The sequence below is a fragment of the Alteromonas lipotrueiana genome, from assembly GCF_019249245.1.
Taxonomy (GTDB): domain Bacteria; phylum Pseudomonadota; class Gammaproteobacteria; order Enterobacterales; family Alteromonadaceae; genus Alteromonas; species Alteromonas lipotrueiana.
Genome location: NZ_JAESDK010000004.1, coordinates 159,553 through 171,574, shown reverse-complemented (window position 1 = coordinate 171,574; position 12,022 = coordinate 159,553). Strand labels below are relative to the sequence as shown.

The following is a 12,022-nucleotide window of genomic DNA, read 5'->3' as shown; positions in this document are numbered from 1 at the left end:
GAGTTAAAGAAACTCTGGCTTTTTTTGTATTGATTGGCGGTTTTATTCAGCGCGAATAAGCTCCAGAAGCTCTTTTGTTTTTTGTTCCATTAATGCTATATCGCCTTTCGATTCTACATTTAACCGAATAACCGGTTCAGTATTAGACTTTCTTAAGTTAAAACGCCAGTTACCAAACTCCAGACCGATTCCGTCCGTTTCATCAATTGCTTCGGCCTGCGGGCGGTATTTATCAAGGACCCGCGCTAAAGCCGCATCTGCATCTTTAAGTTTGCTATTAATCTCACCCGATGAAGGGTAAGCCGCAATGCGCTGCTCAACCATAGAGGCAAGCGACTGGTTCTTTGTACACAACAGTTCTGCCACCAATAACCATGGGATCATACCGGTATCACAATATGCAAAATCGCGAAAATAATGATGTGCGCTCATCTCGCCACCATACACCGCATCTTCTTTACGCATACGCTCTTTAATAAACGCATGACCGGTTTTACTTTTAACAGGGATGCCACCAGCGGCGGTGACAATATCTTCGGTATTCCAATACAATCGAGGATCGTAGATAATTTTCGCGCCCGGATCTTTATCAAGGAATGCCTGAGCCAACAAACCTACAATGTAATAACCTTCTATGAATTCGCCGTTGGCATCAAACAAAAAACAGCGGTCGAAATCGCCATCCCAGGCTATACCAAAATCAGCATTATGCTCGCGTACTGCCTGCGCCGTATCTGCGCGATTTTCAGGTAACAGGGGGTTGGGGATACCGTTAGGAAAAGTTGGATCGGGGTCGTGATGAACTTTTACAAATTCTATAGGAATATTATGCTTCTCAAAGGCACTTTCTATGGCGTCGATCACTTTTCCGGCGGCGCCATTACCGGCGTTAGCCACCAGCTTCAAAGGACGAAGATTATTTTTATCGACATACGTAAGGATGTGCTCAACATACTCTTCCAGCGCGCTACCATGTTTGTACATATTGGTATCTTGCAATAAAGATTCGATGATATGCGCTTTGCCATGATAAAAAGCATCAGCGTCAATGGGCTGATTATTTGTATAATGAGCCATTCGCTGCTCTACATAATCGGTGTCTAATGCTTCAGCAGCCTGCTGAATAGCATTTAGCCCTGTATCTCCGCTAATAGGAATGGCTTCTGCTTTAACCAACTTCATTCCATTATAGTCAATTGGATTATGACTGGCTGTGACCTCAATCCCGCCGTCCATTTTTAACGCTTTGGTCGCAAAGTAAATTTCTTCAGTACCCGCCTGGCCAATATCGGTAACTTTCGACCCACCATCTATAAGGCCGGCTGCCAGGGCAAGTTTAAGCGGGGCCGAAGTTAAACGCATATCGCCCCCTACCACTACGTTACTGGTGGTCAGAACGGTAGCAAATGCATAGCCAATACGATAAGCCACTTCTTCGGTAAGTTGTTCGTTAAGCTCACCCCGAATATCATAGGCTTTAAAGCACGTGATTTGTTTTGTCATTACTATGCCTTATTTTGCGGTGCGTCCGTAGCGGTCAGAAAAGCGCACAATATCATCTTCACCTAAATAGGCGCCAGATTGTACTTCTATCAGCTCCAAAGGAATTTTACCCGGATTTTCAAGCGCATGAACCTCGCCTATGGGAATATAAGTAGATTCGTTTTCAGTCACCATCGTGGTTTTTTCACCAACAGTGACACTGGCCGTTCCGGATACGACAATCCAATGCTCAGCCCGATGATGATGCATTTGTACAGATAGTTTCTCTCCCGGTTTAACCGTGATGCGCTTAACCTGAAACCGTGCACCGCTATCAATAGAATCGTAGCTGCCCCAGGGTCTGAACACTTCACGATGAAACTGGTATTCAGGACGTTGTTCACGTTTGAGCTTGTTAACCACGTTTTTTATATCCTGGGCTTTGTCTTTGTGGGCAACCATAATGGCATCTTTGGTTTCAACAACCACCACATTATCTAAGCCAATAACTGAAATTAAACGACCTTCCGCGTTCACATAACTGTTTTTTACATTCTCGAGAATCGCGTCACCAATAACGGCGTTGCCATTTTCGTCTTTTTCAGCCGTTTCCCACAATGAGGACCAACTTCCTACATCTGACCAGCCGGCATCAAGAGGCACCATTGCGGCCTTTGACGTTTTTTCCATTACCGCATAATCAATAGAATCGTCGGGACAGGTGGCAAATATATCTGCGTCTATGCGTATAAAGTCTAAATCTTGTGATTCGCTTTCAATAGCTTTTTTGCAAATGGCCAGCATCTCGGGATTGTGTTTTTCAAGCTCTTCTAAAAAGCGAGAGGCCTTGAACATAAACATGCCGCTATTCCACAGATAATTTCCAGAATCGACGTACTTTTGAGCCGTCTCGGCATCTGGTTTTTCTACAAATTCAGCTACTATCATACCGGTCTCAAGTTCTTGTCCGGCTTTTATATAACCATAACCTGTGTTCGGTCCGTCAGGCACAATGCCAAACGTCACCAAATAGCCAGCATTGGCCAGTTTCTGAGCTTTTTCGATGGCAATGTGAAATGCCTGGCTATCTTTAATCAAATGGTCAGCGGCTAATACCAGCAAGGTTTCATCAGCATCACTTTGCAAAGCATGTAGGGCCGCCAATGCAATTGCCGGCGCTGTATTTCGGCCTACGGGTTCCAGTAAAATACCACCATGAGTGACATTTTGTTGCCGTAGTTGCTCTGCAACCAGAAAACGGTGCGCCTCGTTACAAATAACGATGGGATGAGAAGCATCGACACCATGCAAGCGACTCAGGGTTTCCTGCAACATGGTTTGTTCTGATGTTAGTGCAAGAAATTGTTTTGGAAGCGCTGCGCGTGATTTTGGCCACAGACGACTGCCTGTACCGCCTGCCAAGATAACTGGTTTCATTCTCTTTCCTATGATTTTTGGCTAAAGCCTGTATTGTCCTCAAGCTATGGTAATCAAGCTCTTAGGCTCAATCAATGAACTTGTTGTTTAAGTGTTATTGTTTACAGATTTAATTAAAAAAAAGTTGTCTGTAACTCACACTTTTTTACTAAACGGCGAATAATTAGCCTTTTCGGGTTTGCTAACTAAATCTGACCTTCATTCCCGAGTTTAATTTTGTGTGGCTTTTTATCTCGTTTTTATTTCAATTTTTATTTAAAGATAAGGTAGCAAAGTTCAGGCCATTTCATATTGGCCTGAAACTAAAAGTTGGCGGTGATTTTCATAACAGGTTATAAGCAGAAACTCCGCTACGCTGTAATAACTTAGAGAACAAAAACCATGTGTAAACCGGGAAGCGTAGCGCTTGTAGAATAAAAAAACTGTCTGTTTTCGGTGACTGAAAAATTAATTTAAAGAACCCAAAGTAAACCTGGTGTCTGAGCACTGTGGCGTTTAACGTTCATGGTACAGATACGCGTCACAGTGCTGCAGCCAAATTTTGTCGACTTTATTTAAAAAGTGAGTCGCGGCCATGGGGAGAGTTCAGGTCTAATTCTGGTCCGATTGGTACCACCTGACTAGGGTTTATCATGGTGTGGCTGAAATAATAATGATGCTTAATGTGATCAAAGTTAACGGTTTCAAGCACCCCATCATACTGATAAAGTTCACGCAAATAGCCGCTGATGGCCGGATAATCGCTTATGCGTCGCAGATTACATTTAAAATGCCCGTGATATACCGCGTCAAAACGAATCAGGGTAGTAAACAAACGCCAGTCGGCCTCGGTAAGAGTATCACCACATAAATAGCGCTTAATCGCCAGACGCTGTTCAATGGTATCTAGTGCTTTAAATAACGCACTTACCGCTTCTTCATAAGCATGTTGGGTGGTTGCAAAACCCGCCTTGTACACTCCATTATTAATGTTGTGATAAACCAGCGCGTTTACCTGTTCTATTTCTTGCTGTAAGCCTTGCGGATAATAATCATCATGGTTTTGGGTAAGACGATTAAACGCACTATTAAACATTCGCACAATATCGGCTGACTCATTGCTAACGATTGTTTCCTGTTTTTTATCCCAAAGCAGGGGCACCGTAACCCGCGTTGTAATGTGCGAGTCAGCCATGGTGTAAAGCTCGTGCAGGTATTGCTTGCGATAAAGTGTATCCCCGGTAGCGCCGGGATAACCGGCAAATGTCCAGCCCTGATCTAGCATTTCAGGAGACACTACTGACAGCCCGATATAGTCTTCAAGATTTTTAAGCTTTCGCATTATCAATGTGCGATGCGCCCAGGGGCACGCTAGCGAGACATACATATGATAGCGGTCTTTTTCGGCAGGAAAACGTGCTTCGGCATCGTCTTCTATCTGATAACGAAACGTTGCTTCCTGGCGCTCAAATTTTCCGCCCGTACTCTTTGTGTCATACCATTTGTCCTGCCATTTTCCGTCTACCAGTAAACCCATCAATGTCTCCTGTTATATTTTTGCGATTAAACTGCTTTTTTTGTTGAACGTCTCGGGCGGGGTTTCGGATTGATTACAAAATGTATTCGTCCGCTACCGGTGACATTATTTGTGCACACCCATGACGCAATGACTTAATAGCCTGGTAAAATTTCGATACAATAGACGTGCAACGTTTATCTTAAGCCCATTCATATTACAACGAGCAAATACATCCACATGACTGACACCCAAAGATTTGGCGGCACAGCTCGCTTATATGGTCAAACCGAACTGGCCTCGCTCAATACAAGTAATGTTTGTGTGGTCGGTATTGGCGGCGTAGGCTCATGGAGCGCCGAGGCCCTGGCACGCTCCGGGGTCGGTCACATTACCCTCATCGATTTGGACGATGTGTGTCTGACGAATACTAATCGCCAGATTCATGCGCTTACCGATACCGTAGGCCAGTCGAAAGTAGCGGTGATGGGCCACCGAATCAGACAGATTAACCCGGGATGTACCGTTACTGAGGTAGAAGATTTTGTTACTGCAGATAATGTCAGACAGTACATTACCGGCGAGTTTGATGCTGTTATCGAAGCAACAGACAGTATCAGGGCTAAGGCATCTATTATTTACTGCTGTAAGCGTAATAAAATTCCTGTGGTAACGGTAGGAGGCGCCGGTGGTCAGATAGATCCGGGTCAGATAACCCGGGGCGATTTGGCAAAAACCATTCAGGATCCGCTCGCGGCTAAGCTACGCAACGAATTACGCCGCAATTACGGATTTTCAAAGAACACCTCCCGGCGCTTTGGTGTAGAGTGTATCTATTCAACCGAACAATTACGTTATCCGCAGCCCGATGGCAGTGTATGCTTTAACAAATCAGCAATGGAAAACGGCACCCGTCTGGATTGCGCAGGGGGTTTTGGCGCTAGCGTAATGGTAACCGCAACCTTTGGCATGATGGCGGCTGCCAGTGTGGTGAATAAGCTTACAAAGTCATAAAACAATAACAATATTATCGGGAGATGCTTATGGAACAACAGAATCTGAATACCTTAATGAGCGAATCAGCCAATGACGCTGCCGTGGTTGCTAACGAAGAGTTTAATATTGAGCTTGATTATAGCCAGCAAAGCATCGGCGTAGTCGATGATTTATTGTTGTCTTTTGTAGAAAAATATCAGGATAAGGCATTAGAAGACTCGGCCGTGTTTACTCTGTGTAATATTTTTGGTGCATACGTTGGCGAAACTTATAAAAAATATGCTGGCGGAACATGGCGCTATGACGATACCGACCCTAAAGCTCCGTTTGTCGTACTTGATTGTAAAGACCGTTCTTATGCCTTCGCCGGAATATGCTACGAACGTTTAGTAAACAATAGTCAGGTTAGTGTTAAGTCTTATTTTGACAAAGCACTGAGCGCGAATACTCAGTAGAAACCATCGAGCGGATTTATGCTGGCGTATCTTTGCGCCAGTCCGTTAACATCCATTTTATATGGCGGCTTTTCAGGCCCATCCAGAAAAATAAAAACAAACTAATTAACTGTGTAGCCAGCATAAAGTGAAACTGCCAGTGGCTTAATGCTAATTGCTGAATAACCAAGGCGCTGCTTAAAAAAATACCTACCGCAACCAACGGTTTTAAAACCCATAACCAGCCATAGTACTGTTTTTTCCAGAGTCTTTGTCGATTGCCTATTAATAATAAAACTATAATAAAAGGTACACTGCCTATTAGTTTCAACCCCAACAAGTGTGATTGCGGATAAAACAGACTAAGTAGCAAAGTAGTGTGTTGCATACTAAGCAGTGAAAAAAGTAACACTATCCAGTCTACACTGTTGATAAGCAACATAACATACAGCCACAGTGGGGGCTTTATAACACCGGTGTCGTCGTAACACTTTAATGGTAAAAGTAATGAAGCCATGAATTCCAGAGATGTAGATGGCTGTCCTTGCGAACAAGTCGAACCGTATAGTGACATTTAGTGTTTTTTGGAGTATTGGTACCAAAAATCCGAGGCCTGGTTAACTCTGCTTCGTGCCTGAGCTCTCACACTTTCATCGGGGCTCTGCCTGTGCACCATGAGTCAGACCAGTTTAGGTTATTTCATACTGGTAAGCTGGCTAACGACGGTGCTGGTTTTGTTGGCCCCCGCTGCGCTTGCTCCACCAATAAGCCAGATTTTATTATGGTAGGTTACCGCGCCAAGACCATGCCTGGGTACAGGCATAACAGAGACCTGCTGCCAGTTTTTCTTTTGTAAATCGTATCGCCACACTTGCGCAAAAACGCCGCCTTCATCGATAAAATGTTCTCCGCCGAAAACAAAAATACTGTGCCGATAAACCACACACGCCAAACCCGCCTGAGCTTGTGGAAGAGGTTCTGCGCTTGACCACGAATCAGTTGCAACATCAAAAACGCTGTGGGTATCAAGATTATCCCCATTTACCTGACGTCCGCCGATAACATGGATGTTTTGTTTATAGGTAACGGCGCACGCGCTATTACGCGGTATCGGAAGCGAGGCCGCTGTCTTCCATATGTCAGACTCTGGGTTGTACACACCGTGCCAACCAACATCTTTGTGATCGTGCCACAGACCGTTTTGTTCGCCTGCCGGACTACGCCCGCCTATCACATGGATTTTATTATTCAGGCTAACCGCAGCGGTTTCAGATATCGGATTTGGCATCGGTGTTTTACTGATCCACTGACCTTTTTTCTGATCTAACATCATCACTGAATCGCTGTTGGTCCACTGGCCTCGCTTTGAGTTTACAAAGCCACCGAACAACCACAGTTTATTGTGCGCCGATGCTAATATGCCGTGATGCCGGGGTTCAGGTAATTTTGTAGTAGACTGCCAGACGTCGTCTTTTAAAACAAAAACATTATCCAACACTTTAATATTCTGGTCTGTCCGGGCTAAACCACCGGCCACAAATATTTCGTCATTTAACACCGCCGGATAAATTTCCTGGGCCGCTTCAGGCAGCGATGGACCCGCGGACCAATAATAATCCGGTTTGTTGTCAGCTGCCGCTTCGACACCCAACGCCAGGACAAACGCGCACAATGCTAATCGTGGTATTACCATGGTAAGGCTTCTCCGTTGGCATGAACAAAACACCCTGTTGTCTCAATCGTAAGTTCATCTAACCGCTGCACCAACCCCTTAGCACTTGTAGCCGTGTCAACATCTCCGGCGTTGTTGACCATTTCTGTCTGCACAAAGCCAGGATGCAATAACGCAACAGCAATACCTTCAGATTTAAGGTCGTTGGCCATCGAAACCCCCAATGCATTAAGCGCAGCTTTTGACATTCGGTATCCGTAAAAGCCGCCTGAGCCATTATCGGTCATAGAGCCCATACGGCTGGTGATAAAACCGATTTTGCTGCCGCGATGACAGTAGCGTAATAAACACTGGGTCACCAGCAAAGGACCGAGTGCGTTAATCCGATATTGATAGTCAATCGTGTTCGGGTCCCAGTCATGCAGCGACTCTTTGGCTAATACACCCGCATTATTGATCAACACATCAATGTTGCTGATATTGAGTCGTGTTAGAGATTCTTTAAGGAGTTCCGGGCTGGCCAAATCAATACCGCTATAAACCTGGGCACCTGTTTGTCTGAGCTCGTCGCTGCTATTGCGGCATAGTGCAATGACAGTATCGCCGCGCGCCAGATAGGCTTTGGTTAATGCCAGCCCAATACCACGATTTGCCCCTGTAATCACAATATTCATCTGCATTCTCCTTGCGTTTTACCACTACAGAACTTTAAGTAACCGTTCTAGATCTTCTGGTGTATCGATACCTGCTTCAGGTTTTTCTTGCGCGATATCAACATGAATTTTGTCGCCGTACCATAATGCCCGAAGTTGCTCTAACGACTCGTATTCTTCAAGTTTACTTGCTTCATAGCTAATGTATTGACCTATATACTGAGCTCTATAGGCATAGATTCCAATATGACGTAAATAATATTGCGCATTCACCTGTTCGGTATTTTCAAGCATAGCAGCACGATGAAACGGTATCGCCGAACGCGAGAAATACAATGCTTCGTTGCGGACATTGCGAACGACCTTAACCATATTCGGATTAAGTACTTCTTCTTTATGTATAAAAGGGGTGGCAAGCGTAGCCATTGCAATATCGGCCTGGTTAATCAGATTTTCGGCCACTTGCCTGATATTAAGGGCAGGCACAAACGGCTCATCACCCTGGACATTCACTACGGGGGTCGACCCTTCTATTTTTAACGTTTGTACTACTTCGGCTAAGCGCTCAGTCCCAGAATTATGTTGTGTGTTGGTCATACACACCTGGCAGTGTTGCTCGGCTATTGTTGCAATACGTTTATCATCAGTAGCAACAATAATTTGCGCAGCACCAGCTTCTTTTGCTCTGCTAATCACATGGGCAATCATTGGCTGCCCCTTGATATCGGCCAAAGGTTTGCCAAGAAACCGGGTCGAGCCATAACGGGCTGGAATAATAACCGTAAACGGAACCGATGAGCTCATCGGCTATTATCCTGAGATTCCTGAGAAAGTGTCTGAGCTTCGGCTTCAATTAATACCGGAATACCATCACGTACGGGATACGCCAGTCTGTCAAAGCGGCAGACCAGGGTGTGCTTATTATCGCCCATTGATAACTTACCTTTACACACAGGACACGCCAGAATATCCAGCAACTTTATATCGAAAACCATATTATCACCTCTTTGCATGTAGTCCGTAGCTGACTAACTTTGCATTTAATTGTTGATAGAATTTCGCGGGTAGCCGCGCTGACACTTTTAGATACCAGCACTCACTGTGCGCAAACGAGGCTACCTTCACCGCGTCTTTTTCAGTCATAATGACCGGCCCATCCGGAAGATCCTGCCTATCGAACTGATAATGATCAGAAAGCGCGGTTTGCCCGCTTAACTGAATACCTAAACTTTTTATCTGACCAAAAAATCGAGCTGGGTTACCTATACCCGCCAAAGCATGCAACGTATGCTCTTGGTCTATAAATTCCTGCACGGTATAACTTTGCTCAGCATTTTGAACATTGACAACGTATTGAGGGTGTAACTGCATAGGATACTGAGCAGTAGCGACGCCAAGTAACCGCGCTGGTTCAAACGCGTTTACATTGTGTAATATCATGTCAACTGAATCTAAACGCCACACCCCTTCGCGTAACGGCCCCATAGGTAACAAATGGCCATTACCAAAACGACGCTCATCCATCACCACCAGCTCCATATCACGCTTTAAAGCATAATGCTGTAACCCGTCATCGCAAATAATAACATTGCATTTATGTTCACTTTTAAGCCTTTGAGCCCCTCGGGTTCGCACCGGATCAATCACTACCGGTAAGTGGGTGCGCGCGGCCATAAGCCGGGGTTCGTCACCGACAAAACGGGCACTGTCTTGTGTGGAAACCGTGTGCGGAAACTGTTTAGCCTCTCCGCCATAGCCCCGACTTAAAATTCCGGGACGTAAGCCCTTACTGCGCAGGTATTCGGCTAGCTCAATCACCACGGGCGTTTTACCATTACCGCCAACGCTGATATTACCGACCACGATAACCATAGTATCAGCAGGCTTTTCACTGTGTTTAAAACCTGCTTTGTATAAATAACGGCGAGTTGCACTAAATACGGTAAACAATAGGGTCAACGGCCATAGTAGCCATAGCCACCATCGTTTTTTATACCAAGCCCGCTCAAGCGCATTCATAGCGGCACCCTAAGACTTTTCGCCAAACTGCAGCGCGTGCAGCTGATAATAAGGCCCTTTGTTTTCAAGTAGTTCATGATGGCGGCCACGCTCTATTATTTCGCCTTGTTCTACCACCATAATTTGGTCGGCAGACTCGATCGTGGATAGCCGGTGCGCCACCACCAGACTGGTGCATGATTTCTGGAGTTTTTCTAATGCATCCTGAATCAGTCGTTCTGACTCAGTATCCAGCGCTGACGTTGCCTCGTCTAATATCAAAATAGGCGCACGTGCCAAAATTGCCCGGGCTATTGCTATTCGCTGGCGTTGCCCCCCTGAAAGCATCAGGCCGTTTTCTCCAACTATCGTGTCCATACCTTCAGGCAGAGCATCAACAAACTCTGATACATGGGCCATACGGGCCGCTTCATTGATATCGCTTTGTGAAACTGACTCATTGGCACCGTAGGCAATATTGTTGGCAACGGTGTCATTAAATAGCACAACATGCTGAGAAACCAAGGCAAACTGGCGTCGCAACGATTTCAGCTCAATCTTTTCCAGGGGTATGCCATCAATCATTACACTGCCCTGCTGAGCGGTATAAAAGCGTGTCATCAGGGCCGATATGGTCGATTTTCCGCCGCCTGAACGCCCCACCAGTGCCACTGTCTCGCCGGGGCTTGCGCTAAACGAGACATTGGTCAGCGCCGGCGTAGATTTGCCCGGGTAGGTAAAGGTAACGTTTTTAAATTCAATCTTACCCTGCGCGCGCTCTAATGAGGTTGTACCCGAATTATCTTCATTGTGAGTATCGAGCAATTCAAAGATACTGCTGCACGCTGCCATTCCTTTTTGAAACTGATTATTAACGGTGGTTAGCTGTTTTAAGGGTTTGAGTAACATCACCATATAGAACACCACACTCACAAATGTACCGGCGGTGAGATCTTCCATCATCGACGGCATACTGGCCAGGTACAACACAAAGGCCAGTGCGATTGATGCAATAACCTGAATCGAGGAAACGCTCAGAATCTGCGTTACATTCAGTTTCATATTTTGCTGACGGTTATGGTTGTTCTTAGCTTCAAATCGGTCTTGTTCAATCTTTTGACCGCCGAACATCAAAATGACTTTATGCCCTTTTACCGCTTGTTCCACCGCCGCAGTCACGCTGCCCATCGACTGTTGAATACTACGACTGACTTTACGAAAACGCTTACTAACTATCGTAACAATGACCGCAACAACCGGCCCGATTAACAGAAAAATCAGTGACAACTGCCATGAGTAATAAAACATCACTCCTAACAGTCCTATGACTAAGGCGCCCTCTCGTACCAACGTAAGAAATGCTTTACCGGCAGCGGCGGCTACCTGTTCGGTATCGTAGGTCACTTTACTGATTAAACTACCAACCGATTGTGTATCATGGAAGGAAACTGGCAAATGCAGGTATTTTTCAAAGAGTTGCTGACGCATTCGCATCACCACCTTGGCACCAATCCAGTTAATGGTATAAGTACCCATAAAATTAAAAATACCGCGCAGGATAAACAGTGGCACAATGGCATAGGCTGCCATGCGCAAAAAGGCGCTGTCGTTATTCGACAAGGACTCATCAATAAGGGTCTTAAGGTGAGCGACAACATAGGTATCTAAGGCGGAATACCCCACCATCCCTACAATAGCAATGGCAAATTCGAGTTTATAATGGCTCAGATAGCCTAAAAAACGTTTGACCTGGCTTCTCGAATAATCTATTTGTTGCATGTAATTCATTCACCTCAGAAAATATCCGCAATAGTGTACCTGTTCAGGCTCAAATTCCATAATCTGTGACCTCATT

12 protein-coding genes are annotated in these 12,022 nt (G+C 45.3%); 2 read left to right on the top strand and 10 right to left on the bottom strand.

Features of this window, described 5'->3' with window-relative positions; translation table 11 throughout:
• Positions 1-42: 42 nt before the first annotated feature.
• The 3 genes from JK130_RS04685 to JK130_RS04675 form a co-directional block, all read right to left on the bottom strand.
• Positions 43-1,503, bottom strand: a complete 1,461-nt coding sequence (locus JK130_RS04685; RefSeq protein ID WP_218353056.1) for a phosphohexomutase domain-containing protein — start codon at positions 1,501-1,503, stop codon at positions 43-45.
• 9 nt (positions 1,504-1,512) lie between these two features.
• On the bottom strand, positions 1,513-2,919 hold the full coding sequence (locus JK130_RS04680) for a mannose-1-phosphate guanylyltransferase/mannose-6-phosphate isomerase (RefSeq protein WP_218353055.1): 1,407 nt from the start codon (positions 2,917-2,919) through the stop codon (positions 1,513-1,515).
• 550 nt (positions 2,920-3,469) lie between these two features.
• On the bottom strand, positions 3,470-4,435 hold the full coding sequence (locus tag JK130_RS04675; protein WP_218353054.1) for a glutathione S-transferase family protein: 966 nt from the start codon (positions 4,433-4,435) through the stop codon (positions 3,470-3,472).
• 219 nt (positions 4,436-4,654) lie between these two features.
• Between JK130_RS04675 and tcdA the strand changes: the two genes are divergently transcribed.
• Complete coding sequence (gene tcdA, locus JK130_RS04670) at positions 4,655-5,428, top strand: tRNA cyclic N6-threonylcarbamoyladenosine(37) synthase TcdA (protein WP_218353053.1); 774 nt, start codon at positions 4,655-4,657, stop codon at positions 5,426-5,428.
• A gap of 29 nt (positions 5,429-5,457) precedes the next feature.
• Entirely contained in the window at positions 5,458-5,865 is a 408-nt protein-coding gene (locus JK130_RS04665; protein ID WP_425514585.1) for a hypothetical protein, read from the top strand.
• 16 nt (positions 5,866-5,881) lie between these two features.
• On the opposite strand, the gene JK130_RS04660 is transcribed toward JK130_RS04665, so the two are convergent.
• The 7 genes from JK130_RS04660 to msbA form a co-directional block, all read right to left on the bottom strand.
• The gene (locus tag JK130_RS04660) at positions 5,882-6,361 is read right to left on the bottom strand and encodes a DUF2919 family protein (RefSeq protein WP_218353051.1); all 480 of its coding nucleotides are present in this window, start codon (positions 6,359-6,361) and stop codon (positions 5,882-5,884) included.
• Positions 6,362-6,538: 177 nt separating this feature from the next.
• On the bottom strand, positions 6,539-7,537 hold the full coding sequence (locus JK130_RS04655) for a Kelch repeat-containing protein (RefSeq protein WP_218353050.1): 999 nt from the start codon (positions 7,535-7,537) through the stop codon (positions 6,539-6,541).
• Positions 7,531-8,190 (bottom strand): SDR family oxidoreductase, encoded by a 660-nt coding sequence (locus JK130_RS04650; protein ID WP_218353049.1) that lies wholly within the window; start codon positions 8,188-8,190, stop codon positions 7,531-7,533. The genes JK130_RS04655 and JK130_RS04650 overlap by 7 nt, the downstream gene beginning before the upstream one ends.
• A 24-nt stretch (positions 8,191-8,214) precedes the next feature.
• Positions 8,215-8,973 carry a 3-deoxy-manno-octulosonate cytidylyltransferase gene (gene kdsB, locus JK130_RS04645; protein WP_218353048.1) on the bottom strand — a complete coding sequence of 253 codons (759 nt, stop codon included), beginning with the start codon at positions 8,971-8,973 and terminating at the stop codon, positions 8,215-8,217.
• On the bottom strand, positions 8,970-9,164 hold the full coding sequence (locus tag JK130_RS04640; RefSeq protein WP_218353047.1) for a Trm112 family protein: 195 nt from the start codon (positions 9,162-9,164) through the stop codon (positions 8,970-8,972). Before JK130_RS04640 ends, kdsB begins: the two co-directional genes overlap by 4 nt.
• A 4-nt stretch (positions 9,165-9,168) precedes the next feature.
• Positions 9,169-10,188 (bottom strand): tetraacyldisaccharide 4'-kinase, encoded by a 1,020-nt coding sequence (gene lpxK, locus JK130_RS04635; RefSeq protein ID WP_218353046.1) that lies wholly within the window; start codon positions 10,186-10,188, stop codon positions 9,169-9,171.
• A gap of 9 nt (positions 10,189-10,197) precedes the next feature.
• Positions 10,198-11,946: a lipid A export permease/ATP-binding protein MsbA gene (gene msbA / locus JK130_RS04630; RefSeq protein ID WP_218353045.1), complete on the bottom strand. Its 1,749-nt coding sequence runs from the start codon at positions 11,944-11,946 to the stop codon at positions 10,198-10,200.
• Positions 11,947-12,022 lie beyond the last annotated feature (76 nt).

Coding starts and splice junctions, on each gene's coding strand:
- JK130_RS04640 (WP_218353047.1), bottom strand. CDS start 9,164: ATGGTTTTCGATATAAAGTTGCTGGATATTCTGGCGTGTCCTGTGTGT.
- JK130_RS04660 (WP_218353051.1), bottom strand. CDS start 6,361: ATGGCTTCATTACTTTTACCATTAAAGTGTTACGACGACACCGGTGTT.
- kdsB (WP_218353048.1), bottom strand. CDS start 8,973: ATGAGCTCATCGGTTCCGTTTACGGTTATTATTCCAGCCCGTTATGGC.
- msbA (WP_218353045.1), bottom strand. CDS start 11,946: ATGCAACAAATAGATTATTCGAGAAGCCAGGTCAAACGTTTTTTAGGC.
- JK130_RS04675 (WP_218353054.1), bottom strand. CDS start 4,435: ATGGGTTTACTGGTAGACGGAAAATGGCAGGACAAATGGTATGACACA.
- JK130_RS04685 (WP_218353056.1), bottom strand. CDS start 1,503: ATGACAAAACAAATCACGTGCTTTAAAGCCTATGATATTCGGGGTGAG.
- JK130_RS04680 (WP_218353055.1), bottom strand. CDS start 2,919: ATGAAACCAGTTATCTTGGCAGGCGGTACAGGCAGTCGTCTGTGGCCA.
- lpxK (WP_218353046.1), bottom strand. CDS start 10,188: ATGAATGCGCTTGAGCGGGCTTGGTATAAAAAACGATGGTGGCTATGG.
- JK130_RS04655 (WP_218353050.1), bottom strand. CDS start 7,537: ATGGTAATACCACGATTAGCATTGTGCGCGTTTGTCCTGGCGTTGGGT.
- JK130_RS04665 (WP_425514585.1), top strand. CDS start 5,458: ATGGAACAACAGAATCTGAATACCTTAATGAGCGAATCAGCCAATGAC.
- JK130_RS04650 (WP_218353049.1), bottom strand. CDS start 8,190: ATGAATATTGTGATTACAGGGGCAAATCGTGGTATTGGGCTGGCATTA.
- tcdA (WP_218353053.1), top strand. CDS start 4,655: ATGACTGACACCCAAAGATTTGGCGGCACAGCTCGCTTATATGGTCAA.